This is a genomic window from Streptococcus vestibularis (assembly GCF_900636445.1).
Lineage (GTDB): Bacteria > Bacillota > Bacilli > Lactobacillales > Streptococcaceae > Streptococcus > Streptococcus vestibularis.
The window spans coordinates 1653011-1677315 of record NZ_LR134275.1 but is presented as its reverse complement, the minus strand read 5'-3'; the positions used below and the strand labels follow the sequence as shown (position 1 = coordinate 1677315).

The window sequence follows — 24305 nt, the reverse complement described above, 5'->3', positions numbered from 1 at the left end:
CTTATGATTATTGTCAATTTGGACGTTGAACTTGCTAAGAAGAAGATGCGCTCGGGTGAGCTTGCAGAACGGATTGGTATTACCCCAGCCAATCTCTCGGTTCTTAAGACAGGCAAGGCCAAGGCAATCCGTTTTACAACACTGGACGCTATTTGTAAGGAGTTAGATTGCCAACCAGGAGATATTCTTGAATATAGACCAGACGAAGAAAACTAAAAGCCTGAAGCAGTTCAGTCACTTCTATAGTGACCATGCTTCAAGCTTTTTTATTTTTTCTTCAACCATGCGATCAAGGCTAGACTGGCTAGCACAGTACCACAGACCATGGCGACATGTGTCTGTGAGACGATTAGTTCATAGTGGAAATCTTTGTTTTCCAATTTATCAGTTGCTTCAATGCTAAGTTTCATGTTTTACCCCTCGATATAATCTTTCAATTCTTGATCTTCCAGTCCTGCACTAAGTGCGATGAGGAGTTTGAGGCGGGCTTTTGGTGCATTGAGTTCTTTGACAAACATAACGCCATCTTCTTGGAGTTTAACGCCTCCCCCTTCGTAGGCGTAGACTGGTTCGGCGATACCGTTAAAGCAACGGGAAACGAGTACAACGGGAACTCCCTTGTCCATAAGTGACTTAATTTCTCTTGCAGCTAGTGGTGGGAGGTTTCCAGCACCTAGGGCCTCGATAACCACGCCGTCAATCTTTTCAGGGTCTAGGAGACTGATGATACCATCTCCAATCCCCATTCCAGCATAGGCTTTTATGATTGGTACTGTTCCTGTAATTTGTTCCAAGTCAAAGCGAACACGAGGCTCAGCAGTTTTGAACCAGAGGATATCATGCTTCATGATGATGCCTAGTGGACCATGGGTTGGTGTGTGGAAGGTTGCCACATTTGTAGTATGAGTCTTGGTTACATACTTGGCCGCATGGATTTCATCGTTCATAACGACTAGGACACCCTTATCGGCAGCCTTGTCATTGCTTGCGACACGAAGGGCTGAGAGATAGTTGTAGACACCATCGCTTCCTAGCTCGTTTGACGAACGCATGGCACCAGTTATGACGATTGGAATTTCAGGGATGTTCATGGTATCTAGGAAGTAGGCTGTTTCTTCCAGGGTATCTGTTCCGTGGGTGATAACCACCCCGTCATATTGTCCAGCTGTTTCCTTGATTTTTTTATAAATATCAAGCATATGGTAAGGCGTAATGTGTGGGCTAGGGATGTTAAGGAAGTCTAGGACAGTTAAGTCCAGATTATCTAGATCAAGTCCAACATGGTTCATGGGATTATCAGCATTTTGACTGACCTTGCCATCGTCATCTGCGGACATGGAAATGGTTCCTCCAGTATGAAGGACTAGGATTTTTTTTGTCATTTATATTACTCACCATTATATTATGTGTTATAATTTATTTTATCATAAAATGTTAGAAGGAGGGGAGCTCTGTGGCCATTAAAGCAGTCTTTTTTGATATTGATGGGACTTTTCTAAATGACCGAAAACGTGTGTCAAGTTCAACCAAAAAAGCTATCACTCAAATGAAGGAAGATGGTATCTTGGTTGGTTTGGCAACAGGTCGTGGTCCAGGATTTGTTCAGCCTTTCATGGACAATCTGGGTCTGGATTTTGCAGTCACTTATAATGGTCAATATATTTTGACTCATGACAAGGTCCTGTATCAAAATCAGCTCCCTAAATCAACAGTCTACAACTTGATTCGCTATGCTACCAAGCACCGTAGAGAGATTTCTCTAGGGACTAGCACAGGTCTTGTTGGTTCCAATATTATTAGTATGGGAACGAGTAAGTTTGGACAAATCGTTAGCCATATTGTCCCTAAGTCCTGGGCTAAGATGGTGGAACGTAGTTTCAAGTCTTTGATTCGTCGTTTCAAGCCACAAAGTATTGAGACTCTTAAGACTATCATGCGTGAGCCTATTTATCAGGTGGTTATGGTAGCGACGGTAGGGGAAACACAAGATATTGAAGAAAAGTTTCCTCATGTGAAGATTACCCGTTCAAGCCCTTATTCAGCCGATATTATTTCAGCGGACCAATCTAAGTTAAAAGGTATCGCTCATTTAGGTGAGTTTTTTGGTTTTGAACTCAGTGAGGTTATGGCCTTTGGGGATTCGGAAAATGACCTAGAAATGCTGTCTGGAGTCGGCGTTGGTGTTGCCATGGGTAATGGTGAAGACGAACTGAAAGACCAGGCTACCCATGTCACTGATACTAATAACCAGAATGGGATTGCTAAAGCCTTGTCACACTATGGTTTGATTCACTTTGAGACAGAAAATTCATTTACCAGCGATGATGACAACTTCAACAAGGTTAAGGATTTCCACCATTTGATGGATGGCTCAACTACTGATATGCCTCGTGTTTACGGTATTGAGGAAGCTAGTCACCGTTCGGACTTCAAGTTGGAAGAAATTGTCGAATTCCTTTACGCTTCATCAGGTGGGGACAAGCGTGTCTTTGGTCAGGCTGTCCTGGATTTGCATGCTGCTCTTGACAAGGCAGCCCTCAAAGTTAGTTCTAAAGAGCATTCAGAATCAACTATGGTTGGTCAGGTGGATGCTTTGACTGACTTGCTTTATTTGACCTATGGTTCATTTGTCCTTATGGGGGTGGATCCTAAGCCTTTCTTTGATACCGTTCATGAGGCTAATATGGGGAAAATTTTCCCAGATGGCAAGGCTCATTTTGATCCTGTGACCCACAAAATTCTTAAACCAAGTGACTGGGAAGAGCGATTTGCACCAGAACCACACATTAAACGTGAGCTAGATCGTCAGATTCAAAAATCCCTACAAAGAAGTAAATAAGAAGAGAAAAAGGTTTGGACAGTCTGCTCCAAACCTTTTTCTAATAAAAATGACATTTATTGATAGATCTATTTGTGGTAAAATAATGTCATTCTATGTATTTTTAAGGAGATTATTATGACTAAAGCAGATTGGTTAGATTTTTTTGAAGCCATCAATGGTCGTTCAGCGACTGAAGAAGAAATTGCAGTAGCACTTGCAGCTGGTGAGTTCCAAGATGACGCCCCAGAAGTAGAAACTGCTCCAGTACAAGAAGCGCCAGCGCAACCAGCTTTCGCTAATGTTCAAGAAACACCAGCCCAAGAGTCGCACCCACAGCCAACTTTCGCTGGTGCACAAGAAGCGCAACAACAACCGACTTTTGCGAGTGCACAAGACGCACAACCACAAGCTCCTTTTGCAACTGCTCAGGCTGCTCAAGCTCAACCAACCTTTGCGGGGGTGCAAGCTGCTCCAGTACAAGGAGTGCCAAATCAAGCGGCGCAACCACAAGCTGTTTTTGCGAATGCTCAAGCTGGTCAACAAGCAGCTTTTGCTAACGGTCAACCTCTTCGACCAGGTCAAAATGTCCAATTTATCAATGGCCAAGCTGTAGTTGTTCCAGCACAACCATCAGCATTTGCGGCAACTTTCAAAAACTACTGGACATGGTTGCTTAATGCATGGCGTCGTCCAGCTGACATGACAGATTATGGCAAACACAATGGTTGGCTTAACTATATCTTCTTGTCACTCTTCACTGGACTTGCCTTCTTTGCAATCTTGAGCGCTGTGGCACGTAAATTTATTAGCCCAGTTGTATCAACAACAAATGCATTGTCTAGTATGTTTGGTTCTTATGGAACAGATAGTTACTCATCTTCATTTTCAAGTCATACATCTAGTATTGGTTTTGGGGCTTTCTTCGCAAGTATCCTAGCAGCCTTTCTCTTTATCTTTGCCTTCATCTTGGCAGGATTTGTGACACGTAAGGCCATCTTCCGTGACCCAGAGACTACTTTCTTGAATAGTTTTGACCGTTTTGGTCGTTTGACATCATTGACCTTGCCAATCTTGCTCGTAACAATCTTGTTCGGAGCTATTGGACTTGTTGGCTTCCCACTTTTCTTGTTCTATGTTGTTTACTTCTTATTTGCACTTGCAAACCTCTTTACAATTGTTCCTGTAACAACAGCGTGGAAGGCTGATAAGTTCTATCAAATGATCTTGGCAGCACTTTTGAATGGTGTCATTTTGTCTATCTTATTTGCAATCGTATTTACTATCATGTCATCATTTACAATAGGTCTTCTATTCTAAGTAAAGCTCTAGCATTTTTTGAAAAAGCAAGTGTATAGGAGTCTTTATGGCAACAGAAGAAAAGTCGATTGATTTATTTGAAAAGGCAGTTGGTCGTCCGCCCCGTGTCTTGGAAATTGAAGAAGGCTAAAAAGAAGACCTTGATTTAAAGGCTATTAAAGGCATTGCGGCAATGGGCTTGGACCAAGAGGCCACTCCTTCTGAACCAACAGAAGAAGTTGATGAGTATGACGTTGCCGAGGAAGTGTTTGAAGATGTCCCGCTTGGTGATGAAGAGGAAACGACTCTTTTAGAAATTGAGGAGCTAAGGCTGGTGTCTCGCGAAGACCAGAATCACACCGAAGAATATTCAGAAACTATTTCTAAAGAAGCACAAGTAATCTGGATAAAGGCTTTTAAAACCTATGTTGGACATCAGCCTCTTCCTGAGGAATTCCTACTTGGTAAGTCTTCAGGTTATGATGTGTCAACCATCCATCAGTTTATCTCAGATGGTAAGGCAGCGAAACCAGCCAAGCCAGCCATGGCTAAGGGAAAGAAAATCCTGATTATTGCTGGTGTTGTTGTAGCAGTCTTAGCGCTTTCTGGTTATTGCTTTGCTTCTTATTACTACTCACGTGGTCAAGTAGCAGAACGTTATGAAGCAGCAGCTAAGAAGAGCTTTAGGGATAGCCTAGAATACCAAGTATGGTCTGATACTAAAAAGGAAATTAAAACATCCGAAGCCAAGTACACAAGCCTATAGCAAGAGCCAACTCCTGTCTGGCGAACGTATGCAAAAGGTTGGACGTCAGTTCCTTATTTTTCCTAAGTGGCGAGTTGTGGTAGATCCTGGAACGGTTGATTTGACCGTTAATACAGCTGATTTGAATGTGACTATTAATGATATTGCTTACGCAACTACAGATAGCAATAACTACACTGCTAAATTGAACCATCTCTATCCAGGAACTTACAATTTTGTGGCTTCTGGTAAGGTCAATGACCAAGAAATCACGGTCTCATCTGAGGAAAATGTGACCTCTAAAACGGAAGTCAACCTTTCTGTAGAGTATCTTAGCTTTACCGTTAAGTCTAATCTTAAGGACGGAGACCTCTACGTTGGTGGTACCAAAGTTGGAACCCTTAACTCAGGGAAACTAGATGTTAACAAGGTAGCAGTAGCAGGTTCATCAGCTGTTTATGTTAAGAAGAATTTCGAAGATGGTAGCTCTATTAAAACAGAGACATTGTCTATTAAGAAAATCTCTGAAGGCCAAACGGTTACTCTTGATGCTGATGGTGTTCTTGACCGTGATACGGCAGATCGTCTTTTGACCGCTGCCTACGGTAAATTTGGTAGCTCCGCATCTAATCACAACACGACACCAGATGGTGTATCCGACATTTTCCTTAATGGTACTGATGATACCATGTATAAGGATGTAACGGCTGATATTGATAAAAATACTACAGGTGCTAAAAACCGAGCTGCCGATAGTATTACCTTCTCAGACATTGACGTAACAGAAGTCGTTCAGACTGGTGAGAAGACCTTCAAGGTGACCTTCACAGCCGTTTATGATTTCTACTATGGTTATGATTCAAAATTCAAGTCATCAGGAGATATTAAAGATAAAATCTCTTGGTCTTGTAATGTAGAATACGTTGGAGACGATGATAGCGATTCTAGCAGTAGTAGTTCTGACTACAGCAACTATCGTATCAACGGCAAGGCTGGCGAATCGCAACATGTGAGCCGTGAAAATACCGTGAAATAACAGTAGCTTTCTCAGTTAGTTAGCATTGAACGGATTACAAATAGGAGGTTAGTCCTCCACACTAAAAAATGGAGAACTTGGCAATTGCCAGGTTCTTTTGTTTGGCTGTTTTTACCTCTTAGGGGCTAAACTGTGCCACTTACCCAAAAGGCCTTGTTTTGTGTAAAGTACTTGTTATAATGGAAGCATCAAAAGGACAGGAAAGGAGTCTTATGAAAGTTAGAATCGAATTAGACCCATCCATGGATGAGCCTGAAATCTTGATTCGAGCTCCTCGGTTAACACAGGAATTAGCCCAGCTCCAAGAGTCTATTCTAAAGCAAAAGTTAGTTCCTTTAGCCTTTTACAAGGATCGTAGTGAATATTTTCTGGATTTGGCAAATATTCTCTTTTTTGAAACAGACGGGGAGAAAATTTATGGTCATACTAAGGATGAGGCCTATGAGGTAAAGCAAAAGCTCTACGAATTGGAAGACTTGCTGCCGATTGCCTTTTGTCGGATTTCCAAATCGACGATTGTCAACGTAAAACAGATTTATTCTTTAGAGAAGTCTTTTTCAGGGACCAGCACGGTGAATTTCTATCAGACCCACAAGCAGGTCCATGTATCAAGACGCTACTATCAAGTTTTAAAAGAACGACTAAACGAAATGAGGTAAGATAATGAGAAAGAAATTAGTTGGGATCCTCTTGATCCTTTTGGCAGCTTTGGTAATTGTACAAGACTATTTTATACAATGGGAAATTAGTTTTTGGATGTTAGCTTGGGTAGTCTTACTGGCTATTTTGTCCCTTTCTAGTTTTTTGAAGCGACATTTTGCTCTTGGTTTCGCCTATGGCATTGTGGCTCTTTTTTCACTTAACGGGCAGTTCCATTTTCTTCCAGTATCTAATTCGGTCGTTATCCTCTCTTCTATTCTTGCAGTTATTGGCTTGAATATCCTCTTCAATTCTTCTAGTAAAACAAAGAATCGTTTTGGGTTGGGTTCTACTGGCTCAGAAGCTAACAATGGTGGTAATGATATCGATGTGTCTTTTTCAACGGTGACCAAATATCTCAATGATCAACACTTTACTCATGGAAGTGCGGATGTAAGTTTAGGATATGCTTCCGTTTATTTTGATAATTGTCATATCGAGGGGTCATCTGCCCAGTTTGATGTGGACGTTTCTCTGGGAAGCTTGAGTCTCTATGTCCCCAGTGATTGGCGAGTTCATATTAATGTGGACAACTCGCTCTCGGCTATTCAACACCAGGAAAATCCAAGTAATTTGACTAGCAAGGATTTCTACATCAAAGGGGGCGTTTCCTTGGGTAATTTAGAAATTATTTATATTGGTTAGAATGCGGTTGATTAAGTTAGTGGAGGGAACCTCTGATTAATATAATACCTATTGTTTTATCTCATCTCCTGTGATAAGATAGGCTCAATCTATTTTCAGGAGGGACAAGACATGGTTTCTACTATTGGTATTATAAGTTTATCTAGTGGGATTATCGGTGAAGACTTTGTCAGGCACGAAGTGGACTTGGGTATTCAACGTCTCAAGGACCTCGGACTCAATCCTATCTTTTTACCTCATTCGCTAAAAGGCTTAGATTTTATCAAAGAACATCCTGAAGCTCGTGCAGAGGATTTGATTCATGCCTTTTCTGATGATAGCATCGACATGATTCTATGCGCCATTGGTGGAGATGATACCTATCGCTTGCTACCCTACCTCTTTGAAAATGACCAACTACAAAAGGTTATCAAACCAAAGATTTTTCTCGGTTTCTCGGATACAACCATGAACCACCTCATGTTGCATAAGCTAGGGGTCAAGACTTTTTATGGGCAATCCTTTTTAGCAGATATTTGTGAATTGAACAAGGAAATGTTGCCCTATAGTCTTCACTACTTTAAAGAATTGATTAAGAGTGGAAAAATCTCAGAAATTCGCCCTGGTAACGTTTGGTATGAGGAACGAACTGATTTTAGTTCCAAAGCCTTGGGAACACCTCGTGTCAGCCATGCAAATACAGGTTTTGACTTGTTACAAGGCAATGCTCGGTTTGAGGGAGAAATCCTCGGTGGTTGTCTTGAGTCTCTCTATGATATATTTGACAATTCTCGATATGCAGACAGTACAGAACTCTGCCAAAAATACAAACTTATCCCTGACTTATCCGACTGGGAAGGAAAGATTCTATTGCTAGAAACAAGTGAAGAAAAGCCTGGACCTGATGATTTCAAAAAAATGTTGCAAACTTTAAAAGAAACTAGGATATTTGAGGTCATCAGTGGACTCTTGGTCGGGAAACCTATGGATGAAACTTTCTATGACGACTATAAAGAGGCACTATTGGATATCATTGATAGCAATATCCCAATTGTCTATAATCTGAATGTCGGACACGCAACTCCAAGAGCAATTGTCCCCTTCGGAGTCCACGCCCATGTAGATGCAAAGAAGCAAGTCATTCGCTTTGACTATAACAAATAAAGCTGAGATAAGACTCTCAGCTTCTTTTAGAAAGTAGGAGTATCTTAGTTGCTATAAAGCATGACACTTTAAGTGGATAATACTCCTGTATTTCTAAGTTCATCCAATCTATCAGATTGATTCCCACTCCCTTTTTTCCTATTTTGTAGTCTCTTTATTTGTGATAATAGAGTATAGTGAAAAACTAGATTGGAATGATTATACTCTATTGGAGTTTTATGTGACGAATATGACATTAAAAAATCTAGGCGAATGCATGCTAAGACTGAAAGTCAGATAAACAGAAAATGAGGCTAGAAGGGAAATTACTATGAGAAAGAAAGCGGTTGGTTGATTTAGGAACAACTAACCCTGTCATGTCTGTTGTTAGTGAAGATGTGCTAGAGATTATTCTGATGGGGACGAATGACGATCAGGTTTTGCTATGAATGTGGTTGACTTGACCCTACGAGTGTCTATTTTCTTTAGTAATGCGATTGATGAGAGTAAGCAGGTGCCTGTAAGTCAAATCAATTTTAGTTTTCATCGCCATGATAAGGATGGGAGTTACCATTTCGTCATGGAAAATAGGACGCAAGAAGAAAAAGTTGACCTTGATGCCATTATGCAAGAAGAAAATCAGAAGAAGACCTCTGGTCTTAACCTTCACTCAGCCAAGGATATTCTTAGGAAGTATAGTGATGCCAATCTGATTACAAGCAGTGGTGATTACCTCTTCAAACAGGAATTGATTTTTAAATAAATATATAGAGCTAAATCAAAGGATTTAGCTCTTTTTTTCGTTACAGATCCATAAAGTAGGGCTCTTTGCTGCTGAGCTTATGCTTATGTCTGAAGCTTAGGACATCGGAGGAGGAAGGGGTGAGGGAGGAGTCTGATTGTTGCTTCATTCTGTGTTATAATAGCAAGGATTAGTGGTTGTTAGTGCTAAGTGAATGGCAATTCTTGCTTAGTCCGAACGACTGGTGTAGCGACAAGAAAGGGACGTCTTATGAAATTACTTTATACGGATATGTCTCAGGATTTAACAGAAATTCTGACGGAGCAGGCGACTAGCTATGCTCAAAAAGGAAAGAGGGTTTTTTATATTGCCCCTAATGCTCTATCCTTTGAAAAGGAGCGAAAGGTTTTAGAATACCTGCCTCAGTCAGCATCTTTTGACATTACGGTGACTCGTTTTACTCAGATGGCTAGGTATTTTATTCTCAATACGAGTAACCCAAAGACTCAGTTGGATGATACAGGTTTGGCCATGATTTTTTATAAGGTGTTGTCGCACATGGGTGACGATGATCTAAAGGTTTATGGTCGTTTGCGCAAGGATAGCAACTTTATTAATCAATTGGTGGACCTTTATAAAGAGTTGCAGCAGGCCAATATGACGGTTCTGGATTTGCAGCATTTGGATCAGGTTGAAAAACAAGAGGATTTGGTAAGGATTTTCAGTGCCGCTCAGGACCTCTTGTTGGCAGGGAATTTTGACAATCAATCAAAGCTTAGTGCCTTTTTTAAGGAAATTACCTCAGGACATCTGGATGAAGCCCTGGGCAACACGGTTTTGGTCATTGATGGCTTTACCCGCTTCTCGGCTGAGGAGGAGGCCCTAGTTGCACTCTTGAACGACAAGTGCCATCAGATTGTCATTGGAACTTATGCCAGTCAAAAAGCTTATAGGGCTAACTTTGTTTATGGCAATGTTTATCAGGCCTCAGTGGATTTTTTGAGAACTTTGGCTCAGACCTATAAGGTGACACCCGACTACGTGACGACAGACAAGGAGGGCAATCTTTCTTTTGCGCGTATTAGTCGTCTTTTGGAGAGCCGTCATGACTTTAGTACGGTAGATGAGAAGGTAACTGAGCAGGATAAGCATGCCCTGCAGGTTTGGGAAGTGGTCAACCAGAAAGAAGAAGTGGCTCAGGTTGCCAAGAGTATTCGTCAGTTGCTGGCGGATGGCAAGCGCTACAAGGATATCTTGGTCCTGCTTGGTGATGAGGAGAGTTATAAGCTTCAGGTGGGGCAGATTTTCCGAAAATTTGATATTCCCTATTATTTCGGTAAGGAAGAAACCATGTCTAGCCATCCTTTGTTACAGTTTGTGGATTCGTTGGAACGTATCAAGCGCTATAACTACCATACCGAGGATTTGCTTAATCTCGTAAAATCCGGTCTTTATGGTGGTTTTACTCAAGAGGATTTAGACTTTTTTGAGTATTATGTCAATTTTGCAGATATCAAGGGGCGCCATAAGTTCTTGTCTGATTTTACAGCTAACAGTCGTGATAAGTATGATTTAGACAAGCTCAATGGATTAAGGTTACAGCTGGTAGAGCCCTTGGACAAATTGCTTAATAGTCGCAAACAAAAGGGATCTAGTCTACTCAAGAAACTAGTGGTCTTTTTAGAGGCTGTGCAAGTGCCAAGTAAGATGGCTGCTTTGACTGCCAAGGCCAGTGAGGCTGAAAAAGAACAGAATGAACAAGTCTGGAAGGCTTTCACACAACTCTTGGAGCAGGTTGAGACTATTTTTGGTGAAGAAACACTGTCAGTGGACGACTTTTTGTCCATTTTGCGTTCAGGAATGTTGGCCTGTGATTACCGTACGGTTCCAGCCACTGTTGATGTGGTCAATGTGAAAAAATATGATTTGATCCAGCCACATTCGGCTCCGTATGTTTTTGCTTTGGGGATGACCCAGTCACACTTTCCTAAGGTAGGGCAAAATAAGAGTCTCCTATCTGACGAGGAACGTAGTCGTATCAATGAGGCGACGGATGAACACAGGAGCTTGGATATTGTTACGCAGAGCAATAGTCAGCGGGGGCATTTTGTGGCTATGTCACTTTTTAATGCGGCTAGTGAACAATTGGTGCTTAGTCAGCCACAAATTCTCAATGAGACTCAAGATGACATGTCGGTTTATTTGAAGGAGCTGCTTGACCTTGGTCTTCCTTTGGTTGAAAAGGGACGCAATCGTTTCGAGGCCAAGGGTGACCAGATTGGGAACTATAGAGACCTTCTGTCGACTGTCATTGCCCTTAACAGTAGTCATTTGGATGTAGATTTGGACAAGGACACCCAGACTTTCTGGTCAGTTGCTGTACGTTATCTCCGTAAACGACTTGATAAGGATCAAGTCTTGATTCCAACGGTGATAGATGATGTGACGACGACCAAGGTGGATGAACAGGTCATGCAGCTGGTTTTTCCGGGGGAGGAACCACTGAAATTATCAGCTTCTGCTCTGACGACCTTCTATAACAACCAATATCTTTATTTCTTGCGTTATGTTTTGGGACTTGAAGAGTTGGAGTCTATTCATCCAGATGCTCGACACCACGGAACTTACTTGCACCGTGTCTTTGAGCGTGTGATGGGTGATTCTTCGTCAGAAAACTTCGATGATAAATTGGAAAAGGCTATTGCTCAGACTAATCAGGAACAACCCTTTGAAATTCTCTATACAGAGGACCAAGAGAGTCGCTTGTCTCGTCAGATCTTGGAAGATATCGCTCGTTCAACTGCCAGTGTTTTGCGTGACAATGCGGCGGTTAAGGTTGAGCGTGAGGAAGCTAAGTTTGACTTACTTTTAGCAAATAGCATCAAAATTACAGGGATTATTGACCGAGTGGACCGTTTAACGGATGGGGCTCTGGGTGTCGTTGACTACAAGTCAGGTAAAAATGTCTTTGACATTCAGAAATTCTATAATGGCCTCAGTCCGCAGTTGGTGACCTATCTGGAGGCCCTTCGCCAAACCTATAAGGTTGATGCTGCTCAGCTTTTTGGGGCCATGTATCTTCACATGCAGGACCCACAGCTTAACCTAGCTAAGTTTGGTCTGGATAAGCTAGCAGCTCAGGCTCATAAGGAATTGACCTATAAGGGACTTTTTGTGGCTTCAGAAACAGAGCATCTAGCTGGTGGAAACTATGATTTACAAAAGACTGTCACCTATGACAAGAAGGACCTAGAAACCTTGCTAGACTACAATATCAAGCTCTTTACAAGTGCTGCTGAAGTTATTAGAAGCGGGAATTTCGCGGTCAATCCTTATACCGAGGATGGCAAGTCTGTTCAAGGAGATCAAATCAAGGCAATTACTCATTTTGAGGCCGACCGACACATGGGACAGGCTCGAAAACTCTTGCGTTTACCAAGTAAGGGCAAGAAGGAAGCCTATTTGGAGCTGATGGCAAAAGATGAGGACGATAATGAGATGCAAGTTGCTGAAAAAATCATCCCCTTTCCAGTCACTGATCAAGCTGTAACAGCAGACAAAAAAGACCAGGAGGACAACCATGTTGACTAAAACTTTTTTAAGTCCAACAGAGATTGAGGAACGTATTGCCCAAGAATCAGCTTCTGACAAGGAACGTAAGTTAACACCAGAACAGATTGAGGCCATTTACAGTAATGGTAGCAATATTCTTGTGTCAGCTTCGGCTGGGTCAGGAAAAACCTTTGTTATGGTTGAGCGTATCCTTGATATGATTGGACGTGGCGTTGGCATTGACCAACTCTTTATCTCAACCTTTACGGTAAAGGCAGCAGGTGAGTTAAAAGAGCGTCTGGAAAAGCGTCTGACAGAGCAGCTTGGACAGGTTGAGACGGATGAAGAGCGTGCCTTTCTTTCAGATCAGATTGCCAAGATTGGAACGGCTGATATTGGAACCATGGATGCCTTCACCCAGAAATTGGTCAATCAGTATGGCTATCTCCTGGGGGTGTCACCTATTTTCCGTATCATGACAGACCCTGCCGAGCAGACACTTATGAAAAATGAGGTTTATGCTGACCTCTTCAACGATTATATGCAAGGAAAGGATGCCCAACTTTTCCAAAAATTGGTCCGCAATTTCACTGGACATAGCAAAACTAGTAAGGCCTTCCGCGATCTAGTTTACGATATCTATAACTTTTCTCAGGCTACTGCAGGTCCTGAAAAATGGCTACGGCAAAATCTTTTAAAAGGGCAGGCAGAGGCCAATCCAGAAAAGGCTAAAGCTGAGCTTTTAGAGGGTCTCATAGATGGCTTGTTGGCTGATTTCTTAGCCTTCTTAAGAGATCATCTAGGTCTAGCTCAGCGTGAATTTGCAAAGGCTAAGTATCTGAATAATGTGTCGGATGCCATTAGCCTTCTTGAAGGAGCTCTGGCCAATGACCAAACCGATATGGAGGACCTCCTCAAACAACTATTGACTCTGTCAGGAGGTACTGGTTTAACCAATATGACTCGTCCTAAAGACGAGGAACTCAAGGCCTACAAGGAAGCTTACAACAAGACCAAAAATGAGTTTGTGGCCCAGTTGCGAGAGGTTGATACCCAACTAACGGTCCTCGATGTTTTGACCAAGCATAATGATGAGATCCTACCTCTGTTAGAGCTGCTTCAGGCCTTTGTTCTTGATTTTTCGGACCAGTATTTACAGGCCAAGATTCAGGAAAATGCCTTTGAATTCTCGGATATTGCCCACTTTGCCATCCGTATTTTGGAGGAAAATCCAGAGGTGGCAGTCAGCTACCGTGACCGTTACCATGAAGTTATGGTGGATGAGTATCAGGACAATAGCCATACCCAAGAACGAATGTTGGAGCTTCTATCTAACGGTCACAACCGATTCATGGTGGGAGATATCAAGCAATCCATCTATCGTTTCCGTCAGGCGGATCCTCAGATTTTTAATGGCAAGTTCCATCTCTTCTTTGAAAATCCAGATGCAGGTAAACTTATCCTTCTCAAGGAGAACTTCCGTAGTCAATCTGAAGTCCTTGATGCGACCAATGGTGTTTTCAGCCACCTCATGGATCAGGAAATCGGGGACATCCTCTATGACAAGACTCATATGTTGGTAGCAGGTAGCGAGAAGCAAAAAGAGCCCCATCCTGAAAATCAGACTGAGGTTCTTATTTACAATAGTGATGAAGCAAGTGTGACTCCTGACGAGGAAGGTGCGGATCAACCTATTAGTAGCGGCGAGATTTCCTTGGTTATCAAAGAAATTATCAAACTTCACGAGCAGGGTGTACGTTTTGAGGACATTACCCTCCTAGCACCAACCCGCAACACCTATCTTGACTTGATGGCAAGCTTCGAGGAGCATGGAATCCCTTTGGTACCTGACGAGTACAAGTCAAGCTACCTAGAGTCACTAGAAGTTATGATTATGTTGGACACCCTTCGTACCATCAATAATCCTCTCAATGACTACGCCTTGGTTGCCCTCCTTCGTTCACCGATGTTTAACTTCAACGAGGACGACCTGGCTAGGATCGCTGTCCAGGCTGATAAAGGCCAATTCTATGACAAGCTTCTTGCAGCTCATACTAAATCAGGACTTTATCCAGAAGTCGTGATGCAAGGACTTGAGGCTAAGTTGACTCTCTTCATTGAGACTCTGTCAGATTGGCGTGATTACAGTAAGTGGCACTCGCTCTATGACCTCATCTGGAAGATTTACGACGATCGTTTCTATTATGATTATGTTGGCAGCCTTCCACGAGCTGAGCAACGCCAGGCTAATCTCTACGCCCTTGCCTTGCGTGCCAATGCCTATGAAAAGACTGGCTTTAAGGGGCTTTCTCGTTTTATTGGTATGATTGATAAGATTATTTCTAGCGGTAACGACCTAGAGGAAGTGGCAGACTTGGTTCCCAAAAATGCCGTTAGCCTCATGACCATTCACAAGTCCAAGGGGCTAGAGTTTAAGTATGTCTTTGTCCTTCAGATGAATCGCAAGTTCATTGGTCACAGCAAGGATGGCCTGAGCGGGAAGTATATTATCAACCGTGAAAAAGGGCTTGGCATTAAGTACCTAGCTGACCTTAAAGACCAGATAAACACCAATTTGCCTAAGTTAAATGTTGTTCTCGAGACCTTAACCTTCCAGGAAAATCGTAGGGAAGAGCGACGGGCAAGTATCTCAGAAGAGATGCGTCTACTCTATGTGGCAATGACCCGTGCAGAGAAAAAACTCTACCTGGTTGGTAAGGGCAGTAAGGAGAAATTGACCCAGCAATTTGGCACGGATGTTGAAAATAATCGCCTACCAGTAGCCCTACGTGACCAAATCGCTACTTATCAGGATTGGGTTATGGCTTTGGATACTGCCTTTATGAGAAAGGATCTCAAGTTTACTGTTCGCTTTGTTGAGGCTGAGGAGTTGATCCCAGAGGCTATTGGTCAGGTTGAAGTTCAAGCGGCAGTAGATGCCGATGATTTATCTAACAATCGTCAGACAGAAGAGATTAAGCGTGCCCTGACTGTCTTAGAAAGTGTTAAAAAACTCAACCAACTCTATGCACCAGCGATTGACCTACCATCGGTGCGTACTCCAAGTCAGCTGAAGACTTTCTACGAACCAGTTATGGATACAGAAGGTGTAGATATCATGGACAAGAAAGAGGAAGTCCAACCTCTTGAGACAGCAACCACTTTTGAGTTACCAGACTTTGGACAAAAGATTAAGGTAACCGGAGCTGCGGTTGGTTCTGCTACCCATGAACTCATGCAACGCTTGATTCTTTCTGATACTGTGACCCTCCAAGACTTGACACAGGCCTTGAGTCGGGTATCGGCAGATGATCAAGTTAAGGCGCGTGTGCAGTTAGAAAAGCTACTAGGCTTCTTTGACACCGAACTTGGGAAGCTCATTCTAGCTAACCGTGGTAAGTTGCGTCGTGAAGCACCATTTGCTATGTTAGCAGAAGATCCCGCTAGTAAAGAAGACTTTGTCGTCCGTGGTATCATCGATGGCTACCTTCTTCTTGAAGACCGTATTGTCCTCTTTGATTACAAGACGGACCATTTTACTCACCCAAGTGAGATTAAAGAGCGCTACACAGGCCAAATGAGCCTCTATGCCAAGGCTCTCAGTCAAGCCTATCAAATGGACAAGGTCGACAAATATCTTATCCTCTTAGGTGGAAAAAACTTGGAAGTTGTAGAAGTATAAGTTATCGCATAACCATTCTTTCATAGTGAGAGAGTGGTTTTTTGTGTCTTGAATATACAATATAAGTGAGCAATAAAAACTCATAAGACTTTCTAGTAAAATAGAATTGATGAAAAGAAAGTAACTCAGTTATCAGGATATACTTATTCTATGTTCGGTCGCTTGTTTTTTATTCTAACTGAAACAACACTCTCAGAATATTTAAGAAGCAGCTGTTATTTTAAGGGATACGGATGAAAAGATTATTGATGTTGCATTCAAATTTGGATATGAGTCATCGGATTCATTTGAGACTGCATTTAAGAATTTTCATGGTTCTACTCCTTCTGAGGTAAGAAATGGGAAACCGTTCAAATTAGTTTCCCGGGTGCAATTGGCACCGAGTGTAAGAGGAGGAAGAAGTACGAACATCACAATTCAAAAGAAAAAAGCATTTACAGTTGCAGGGGGAAATGAACAAAACATCAGTTCATCGCTATGTCCGAGTATCTGGGGGAAGCTATATGAAAAATATAGCCACGATGAACTTGCAGGTTTAAGTAGTATTATCATGATTTGGGAAAACATTTCATAATATGACAATAAATGTCAAGTTATTGTGGTAAAATAACTGTAGGAGATATTAACACGATGAAAGATAATAGATTATTTAAGATACTATATTATATTTTAGAAAAGGGAAAAGTTACAGCAAATGAGCTTGCAGATAAATTTGAGGTATCGGTCAGAACAATTTATAGAGATATTGACTCTATCAGCAGTGCCGGTATTCCCATTTATGCGTTGCAAGGAAAGGGAGGCGGAATAGAGATTGCTGAAGATTTTGTTCTTAGTAAATCACTACTGTCTGAGAATGAGAAACAGCAAATTATGTCAGCTCTTCAAGGCTTGGATAATACAACAAAACAATCTGAAAATGAGCTTTTGACAAAACTTTCTGCACTCTTTAAAATGAAGAATACCAGTTGGATAGAAGTTGATTTTAATAATTGGCAAAACAATAAGCTGTATGAAAAAACTTTTGATGATATCAAATCTGCAATTTTAAGTAAAACATTATTTCATTCACATATTTTAGCAGTAATGAAGAAGAAACAAGTAGAAGTGTTAAACCTGTGAGATTACTTTTCAAGAGTCAGGACTGGTATCTATATGCTTTGTGTTTACTCAGAAATGATTTTAGATATTTCAAATTGTCCAGGATAAAGAATTTAGACATCCATACTGAAAAGTTTGATGACAGCTTTGAAGATATATTACTCAAAAAAGAAATGCCACATGAAAATACAGTGAATATAAAAGTCAAGTTTAATCGTAAGGTTGCATTTCGAGTATATGATGAGTTAAATGGAGAAATCACAGAAGATAATGACGGAAATTTATATACCGAAATACAAATCCCAAATAATCACAACCTATACAACTATATTTTTTCTTTCGGAGATGGAGCAGAAGTATTAGAGCCGAAAGAGATACGGAGGCAGATTAAAGAAATGATAAATAAAATGGCAGAAAAATATATAACTTGACAAATGGTGTCAAGTATCTTCCTGTATAATAAAATTAACCAAATGTAAAGGGAGAACTGGATAATGAAATATGAATGGAGAAAACAAGAAAAAAATCTTTATGGTGTAAAGCAAACACCTATCATTGTAGAAGTGCCAAAGCAAAAATTTATTTTGCTAAAAGGTAAAGGAAATCCGAATGAAGTGGATTTCTCAGATAGAATATCCGCATTATATTCTCTTGCCTATGCCATTAAAATGTTGTTTAAAAATGCAATGAAAAATAAAACTGATAACGAGATTACAGATTTTACGGTATATCCATTAGAAGGCTTTTGGAAAAAAGCAAATGGAGAAGAGCTTGATAAAAATAAACTGGAATACACATTGATGATTAAACAACCTGATTTTATTACACAAGAGATATTCAAAAAGGCACTTGAGAATGTAAAAAAGAAAAAGCCCAACGTATTGTATGATGAGATAAGTTTTAGAGAAATAGAAGAGGGAAAATCTATCCATATTTTACATGTTGGAAGTTATGATGATGAGCCAAAGTCATTTGAACTGATGAATGAATTTGCAAGAAAATTTGATCTTACAAGAATAGGTGATTTTCATAAAGAAATATACCTAAGTAATAAAAACAGGACATCAGAAGAAAAACAAAAAACTATATTAAGATATTCAGTGAAATAGGAGGGACTTGTTATGCCAAGACCAACGACAAAAAATGATTTAATGGCTGATACCAAAGAAAAATAGGAAAAATTAAAAATATACACAAAGAGATTATAAAACTATAATTGTCCCAACCTGCAAAAATCAATAGAGTACTTCTCTTCAAAATGACTTTTTACCCCAATTTCCCAACAGATAAAATACCGCCAGGAGTTAAGCACTGACGGTATTTCGTTATTTCAATAGTAATTTTAGCCAAGAAAAGGCACCACCCAATTTACCCAGGCCCAGGAAATAGGCATAACCAGAATCATGGCTGGAATCATATCTGCTGTTGGGAATTGACGCAGTTTCATAATACGAAATCCCGTCGCAATCATGAGGAAGCCTCCACAAGCCTTAAAGTCTCCAATCATGTCTTTTGTCGTTAGAGGAAGAATGAATCCAGCGCTCAAGAAGAGAAGGAAAAAAATGATAAATTGTGGAATGGCAATCATGGAAACGATGTAGCCCAGACTACAAGAGAAAATCATGGCTGTAAAGAAATCTAGGATGGACTTGGAAATTAAGATAGAAGCATCACCAGTCATTCCAGACTCAAGACTACCGTAAATTCCTGTCCCACTCGCACAAAAGAGGACGATAACTGTCAGAAGCTGTGCATAGAACTCATCGTGAGCCAGTCCGGTTTCCTTGCTTGGCGTAATCTTGGACAAGCCTTTTTCCATAAGTCTAGCTCCCTTGTTGATGAGGTTTCCAAACTTCAACAAGAGGCCGATGATAGTGCCGATAACCACCGCGAAGATAACCGCAGGCATATTAACCATATTCATAATAGCACTAATCCCCATAACCATAGAGGCTAGCCCGAAGATGAGATTAAGGTTCTCCTTGAAATCTTCTCTAAGATAGTCGCCAAAGAGACCTCCAGCGATTCCTCCTAGGATAATTGATAGTGAGTTGATGATAATTCCAGTTGGCACCAGTGATTTGCCTCCTACTTGTTTTAAATACTATAAGTTTAGCATTATCAAAGGCTGAATGCAAAATTGTCTCATATTTACAAACGCTTTCTTGAAATTGTACCTTTAAAATGATACAATAAATGAGAAGGTAACGAAATAGCCTTATCTAAATTTATTGCCAGTATTCTTAGAGTGTTGTTCATAAAAAACAAAAGAATAAATCTAATTTATATCCTAATGTAAAAAAATAAGACTTACGCTAAAAACCTAAAGAAAGGATACAAAATGATTCGATTTGAACATGTAACGAAACGATATGAAAATAAGGATGCTCTCTCAGATCTTAATCTCGAGATTCGAGATGGTGAAATCTTTGGTTTGATTGGTCACAATGGAGCTGGTAAAACCACTACCATTTCCATTTTGACGTCTATTATTGAAGCCAGTTACGGAGAAGTTTACGTGGATGATATGGCCCTCAGCCTGCATCGTGATGCTATTAAGAAGAAAATAGCATATGTGCCAGATTCGCCGGACTTATTTCTAAATTTGACTGCCAATGACTATTGGTACTTCTTGACACGTATCTATGATTTGGAAGCTAGTCAAGTCGAGGAACGTTTGACTGATCTCATGTCTACCTTTGACTTGACTGAAAATCGCTATAACCTCATTTCATCCTTCTCTCACGGTATGCGTCAGAAGGTTGTTGTTATCGGTGCCCTTTTGGTTAATCCACAGATTTGGGTTTTGGATGAGCCTCTGACCGGTTTGGATCCCCAGGCGTCTTATGATTTGAAAGAAGCCATGCGTAACCATGCTAAGGAGGGCAATAGTGTGCTCTTCTCAACCCACGTTTTAAGTGTAGCTGAGCAGCTCTGTGATCGTATCGGTATTTTGAAGAAAGGAAAACTCATCTTCCAAGGGTCTATAGCTGAGCTTAAGCACCAGTACCCTGACAAGGATTTGGAAACCATTTATCTGGAAATGGCTGGACGTAAGGCCGAGGAGGTGTAGTCATGAACTGGAACCATGTTTGGGAGCTTTTTAAAATTAATCTCCTCTATGCGAATCCCCAGGTAGTTACAAGCCTACAGAAGCGTCAGGAGAAAAAGAAAAAAGCCAATTTCTCCATCGTTAATGCCATGCTCAGGCAGCAACTCTTGATTTTAATTATTTTTACGATTATCTATAGCTATCTTTTTGTAGGTATTGATTATAAGGCTAACCCTGGTGTTCTAACCCTATATCTCTTGACATTTTCAGTTATGGGACTTCTCCAGACATTTACAGCTCTCTATAGTACCTTTTATGATAGTAAAGATAGCAAGGTCTATTTACCTCTTCCCTTAAAACCATCAGAAGTTTTCCTTGCCAAGACCTTGTCAGGTTTTATGGTTGGTATGACCTTTATGGTACCTATCCTTAGTCTTCTGATTCTAGCTTACTGGCAATTTATTGGGCCGCTTGGGATACCTGTAGGTCTATTTGCCTTTATCCTTTGTCTTTTTGTCAATCTCGTTCTGTCAGTAGTTCTCGCTAATAGCATTGGGACCATGATTGTTCGTAGTTCTCGTCAAAAGCTCTATTCGAGTATCCTGATGACTCTGTCGACCATATTGATTATGTTGCCTATCATGATGGTTGGTTTTCTTAATGGTTATATTAAGGGTGCTGGGCATGTCAATTTTCCCTTGTTGCCTTATCTAAGAGGTTACTATGATGTCGTAGCTGCACCTCTATCTCCAGAGGCTCTGCTAAATTTCTATCTTCCTCTTATCTTAGTGCTTATCTTGGGATATTGGTTTTATAAAGTCAGAATGCCTCGTTATTTTCACGAAGCCATTTATAACCAGAAGGCTAGAAAGCCTCAGGCCAAAGCTGTTACTCGAAGCCAAAGACAGGTCTTGGTTCGCCATCATTTATCTACTTTGGGGAATTCAACCCTCATTATCAATACCTATGTGGTACCAGTATTATATATGATCATGCTGGGTGGAGGTGCGTTCTTTTTGAAAGATTTAGGTCCAGACTATTTCGGGCTCATGCTTTTAGTCGGAATTGCCTTTGGTTTCTTTTCAGCGCAACCAACAAGTTTTCTTGGTGTGGCAACTTCCTTAGAGGGAACAAACTTTGACTTTATTCGTAGCTTGCCAATCAATACGGGTGACTATCTTCGTCAAAAGTTTTGGATTTTCTATGGCTTGCAAGTCAGTGTTTCCCTCTTATTAGGAGGGCTTGGTTTAATATTCCTTGCACATCTCCATCCGGTTTTAGTACTGAGTTTCATCATTGGTTTTCTTGTGACAACCTATCTTGCAGGTGGCTATTTCTTTGAACGTGACCTTAAATTGTTGGAAGTGAATTGGCAAGAAGTTACACAGCTCTTCAACCGAGGTGGCGGCCAGTGGCTTTATATGGGTATCTTTGTCCTTACCATTTTTATTGCAGCCTTGCTGGGCGGTGTGGTCTTCTTTGTAAGTAAGTTCTGGATTGCCCTAGTAGTCAATGCTATAGTATCTGGGCTTATAGCTGTAGTTGCCCTAATCGTTTATCTCTTTGTTGATCGCAGACGTTGGAAACGTATTAGAGCCATGTTTTTTGCCTAGAACAAACTGTTTAAAGAGTCTCTCCGATTGGAGGGATTCTTTTTTTGATGATAATGTTGGTTATTTAAAGTTATGCATTATATATGTTAAAATACAAGAATTTAGTGTATAATCATAAACATGAAACGAAATTTTGACTCAGTAAAACGCCTAGTTATCAAAATCGGGACCAGCTCTCTGGTTTTGCCATCAGGGAAAATTAATCTTGAAAAAATAGATCAGCTAGCTTTTGTTATTTCTAGCTTACATAATAAAGGGATTGAGGTTGTCCTCGTATCCTCTGGGGCTATGGGATTTGGTCTTAATGTTCTAGATCTTGAGAAGCGCCCAGCAGAGGTTGGTAAGCAACAGGCTGTCTCAAGTGTAGGGCAGGTGGCCATGATGAGCCTTTACTCTCAGGTCTTTTCACATTACCAAACCAAGGTGTCTCAGCTTCTTTTGACTCGTGATGTGGTCGAGTATCCCGAGAGTTTGGCCAACGCCATCAATGCCTTTGAAAGTCTCTTTGAGCTTGGAGTTGTTCCAGTTGTTAATGAAAATGATGCTGTCAGCGTAGATGAAATGGATCATGCAACTAAGTTTGGAGACAATGACCGCTTGTCAGCTATCGTAGCTAAGGTTGTTGGTGCGGACTTACTTATCATGTTGTCTGATATTGATGGGCTCTTTGATAAGAACCCAAATGTCTATGAGGATGCAACCCTTCGTAGCTATGTACCAGAGATTACCGAGGAAATTCTAGCCTCAGCTGGTGGTGCTGGTAGTAAATTTGGTACGGGTGGTATGATGAGTAAAATTAAGTCAGCCCAGATGGTTTTTGAAAACCAAAGCCAAATGGTTTTAATGAATGGTGAAAATCCACGTGACATTCTTCGTGTCCTAGAAGGAGCCAAAATCGGTACACTCTTTAAGCAGGAGGACTAATATGACATATATTGATACATTGGGCCAGCAGGCCAAGGTGGCAGGTCATCAGATTGCTAAATTGTCAACAGCAGCTAAAAACGACCTTTTAAATCAGGTAGCTAAAGCTCTAGTAGCTGAGAGTGCCTATATTATCACTGAAAATGCTAAGGATATGGCCAATGCCAAGGAAAATGGTATTTCAGAGATTATGCAAGACCGCTTGCTCTTAACGGAAGACCGTATCGCAGGAATTGCTGAGGGTGTCCGTCAGGTCGCAGATCTCCAAGATCCCATCGGCCAAGTAGTTCGTGGCTATACGAATCTGGATGGGCTCAAAATCGTTCAAAAGCGTGTTCCCATGGGTGTTATCGCTATGATTTTTGAGAGTCGTCCTAATGTTTCAATCGATGCTTTTAGCCTTGCCTTTAAGACTAATAATGCCATTATTCTTCGTGGAGGACGTGATGCTATCAATTCTAATAAGGCCTTGGTTACGGTAGCTCGTAAAGCTTTAGAAAATGCGGGTATCACAGCAGATGCTGTTCAACTGATTGAAGATACCTCTCATGAGGTAGCCGAGGAACTCATGGCGGCGACCAAGTATGTTGATTTGCTCATCCCTCGTGGTGGAGCCCGTCTCATCCAGACGGTTAAAGAAAAAGCCAAGGTTCCAGTCATCGAAACGGGTGTTGGTAACTGTCATATTTATGTGGATAAATATGCTAACTTAGATATGGCGACACAGATTGTCATTAATGCCAAAACCCAACGACCAAGTGTGTGTAACGCTGCAGAATCTCTCGTCGTTCATGCTGATATTGCAGAAGAATTCTTACCTAACTTGGAAAAAGCTATTTCAAAAATTCAGTCTGTTGAGTTCCGTGCGGATGAAAGGGCATTGAAACTTATGGAAAAAGCTGTACCCGCTTCACCAGAGGATTTTGCGACAGAGTTTCTTGACTATATCATGTCTGTTAAAGTAGTAGATAGCCTTGATGAGGCTATTGATTGGATTAATACTTACACGACATCGCATTCAGAGGCTATAGTAACTCAGGATATCAGTCGCTCGGAGCAATTCCAAGATGACGTAGACGCTGCAGCGGTCTATGTTAATGCCTCAACCCGCTTCACCGATGGCTTCGTCTTTGGACTAGGTGCTGAAATCGGAATCTCAACCCAAAAAATGCACGCCCGTGGCCCAATGGGACTTGAGGCCCTAACCTCAACTAAGTTCTATATCAACGGCCAAGGTCAAATTAGAGAATAACCCATCAAGCTCCATGAGGAGCTTTG

19 protein-coding genes and 2 pseudogenes are annotated in these 24305 nt (G+C 41.1%); 18 read left to right on the top strand and 3 right to left on the bottom strand.

All coding sequences use genetic code 11. From position 1 onward, the window contains the following. The first annotated feature begins 3 nt into the window (after positions 1-3). On the top strand, positions 4-216 hold the full coding sequence (locus EL076_RS08430) for a helix-turn-helix domain-containing protein (RefSeq protein ID WP_002884695.1): 213 nt from the start codon (positions 4-6) through the stop codon (positions 214-216). A gap of 50 nt (positions 217-266) precedes the next feature. Here the strand turns inward: EL076_RS08430 and EL076_RS10015 are convergent, their stop codons facing one another. Together EL076_RS10015 and EL076_RS08425 are read right to left on the bottom strand one after the other, a co-directional pair. Then, positions 267-410 (bottom strand): hypothetical protein, encoded by a 144-nt coding sequence (locus EL076_RS10015; protein WP_003093521.1) that lies wholly within the window; start codon positions 408-410, stop codon positions 267-269. Between the two features lie 3 nt (positions 411-413). Further along, positions 414-1382: an asparaginase gene (locus EL076_RS08425; RefSeq protein WP_048787881.1), complete on the bottom strand. Its 969-nt coding sequence runs from the start codon at positions 1380-1382 to the stop codon at positions 414-416. Between the two features lie 71 nt (positions 1383-1453). Between EL076_RS08425 and EL076_RS08420 the strand changes: the two genes are divergently transcribed. The 13 genes and pseudogenes from EL076_RS08420 to EL076_RS08360 all read left to right on the top strand — a co-directional run bounded on the left by EL076_RS08420 (position 1454) and on the right by EL076_RS08360 (position 18547). Further along, a complete protein-coding gene (locus EL076_RS08420; RefSeq protein ID WP_064519191.1) occupies positions 1454-2839 on the top strand; it encodes a Cof-type HAD-IIB family hydrolase in 1386 nt (461 codons plus the stop codon). A gap of 117 nt (positions 2840-2956) precedes the next feature. Continuing rightward, entirely contained in the window at positions 2957-4138 is a 1182-nt protein-coding gene (locus tag EL076_RS08415; protein WP_126430030.1) for a DUF6574 domain-containing protein, read from the top strand. A 172-nt stretch (positions 4139-4310) separates the two neighbouring features. Next, positions 4311-4883 carry a hypothetical protein gene (locus EL076_RS08410; protein ID WP_126430028.1) on the top strand — a complete coding sequence of 191 codons (573 nt, stop codon included), beginning with the start codon at positions 4311-4313 and terminating at the stop codon, positions 4881-4883. Positions 4884-4911: 28 nt separating this feature from the next. After that, positions 4912-5898: a TcaA 3rd/4th domain-containing protein gene (locus EL076_RS08405; protein ID WP_126430026.1), complete on the top strand. Its 987-nt coding sequence runs from the start codon at positions 4912-4914 to the stop codon at positions 5896-5898. 212 nt (positions 5899-6110) lie between these two features. Then, on the top strand, positions 6111-6557 hold the full coding sequence (locus tag EL076_RS08400) for a LytTR family DNA-binding domain-containing protein (RefSeq protein ID WP_003094625.1): 447 nt from the start codon (positions 6111-6113) through the stop codon (positions 6555-6557). A 4-nt stretch (positions 6558-6561) separates the two neighbouring features. After that, positions 6562-7242 (top strand): hypothetical protein, encoded by a 681-nt coding sequence (locus EL076_RS08395; protein ID WP_126430024.1) that lies wholly within the window; start codon positions 6562-6564, stop codon positions 7240-7242. 111 nt (positions 7243-7353) lie between these two features. Next, a complete protein-coding gene (locus EL076_RS08390; RefSeq protein WP_126430022.1) occupies positions 7354-8385 on the top strand; it encodes a S66 family peptidase in 1032 nt (343 codons plus the stop codon). Between the two features lie 424 nt (positions 8386-8809). Continuing rightward, positions 8810-9127: a GHKL domain-containing protein gene (locus EL076_RS08385; protein ID WP_232009640.1), complete on the top strand. Its 318-nt coding sequence runs from the start codon at positions 8810-8812 to the stop codon at positions 9125-9127. A gap of 249 nt (positions 9128-9376) precedes the next feature. Further along, the gene (gene rexB / locus EL076_RS08380) at positions 9377-12697 is read left to right on the top strand and encodes an ATP-dependent nuclease subunit B (RefSeq protein WP_126430020.1); all 3321 of its coding nucleotides are present in this window, start codon (positions 9377-9379) and stop codon (positions 12695-12697) included. Continuing rightward, positions 12687-16340 carry a helicase-exonuclease AddAB subunit AddA gene (gene addA, locus EL076_RS08375; RefSeq protein WP_126430018.1) on the top strand — a complete coding sequence of 1218 codons (3654 nt, stop codon included), beginning with the start codon at positions 12687-12689 and terminating at the stop codon, positions 16338-16340. Before rexB ends, addA begins: the two co-directional genes overlap by 11 nt. 99 nt (positions 16341-16439) lie before the next feature. Next, a pseudogene (locus tag EL076_RS08370) lies at positions 16440-16884 on the top strand (helix-turn-helix domain-containing protein); the annotation flags it as partial. Positions 16885-16970: 86 nt separating this feature from the next. Beyond that, positions 16971-17869: pseudogene (locus EL076_RS08365) on the top strand (helix-turn-helix transcriptional regulator). A 63-nt stretch (positions 17870-17932) separates the two neighbouring features. Continuing rightward, complete coding sequence (locus tag EL076_RS08360) at positions 17933-18547, top strand: GyrI-like domain-containing protein (protein WP_003093796.1); 615 nt, start codon at positions 17933-17935, stop codon at positions 18545-18547. Positions 18548-18780: 233 nt separating this feature from the next. Here EL076_RS08360 and EL076_RS08355 read toward each other — a convergent pair whose 3' ends face one another. Further along, positions 18781-19512 carry a DUF554 domain-containing protein gene (locus tag EL076_RS08355; protein ID WP_126430016.1) on the bottom strand — a complete coding sequence of 244 codons (732 nt, stop codon included), beginning with the start codon at positions 19510-19512 and terminating at the stop codon, positions 18781-18783. A 267-nt stretch (positions 19513-19779) separates the two neighbouring features. Here EL076_RS08355 and EL076_RS08350 point away from each other — a divergent pair, with 267 nt between their 5' ends. The 4 genes from EL076_RS08350 to EL076_RS08335 all read left to right on the top strand — a co-directional run bounded on the left by EL076_RS08350 (position 19780) and on the right by EL076_RS08335 (position 24279). Next, the gene (locus EL076_RS08350; RefSeq protein ID WP_126430014.1) at positions 19780-20511 is read left to right on the top strand and encodes an ABC transporter ATP-binding protein; all 732 of its coding nucleotides are present in this window, start codon (positions 19780-19782) and stop codon (positions 20509-20511) included. Positions 20512-20513: 2 nt separating this feature from the next. Beyond that, the gene (locus EL076_RS08345; protein ID WP_126430013.1) at positions 20514-22103 is read left to right on the top strand and encodes an ABC transporter permease; all 1590 of its coding nucleotides are present in this window, start codon (positions 20514-20516) and stop codon (positions 22101-22103) included. A 120-nt stretch (positions 22104-22223) separates the two neighbouring features. Next, entirely contained in the window at positions 22224-23027 is an 804-nt protein-coding gene (proB, locus tag EL076_RS08340) for a glutamate 5-kinase (protein ID WP_003093253.1), read from the top strand. Position 23028: 1 nt separating this feature from the next. Further along, positions 23029-24279, top strand: coding sequence for a glutamate-5-semialdehyde dehydrogenase (locus tag EL076_RS08335; RefSeq protein WP_003094634.1), 1251 nt, complete (start codon positions 23029-23031; stop codon positions 24277-24279). Positions 24280-24305 lie beyond the last annotated feature (26 nt).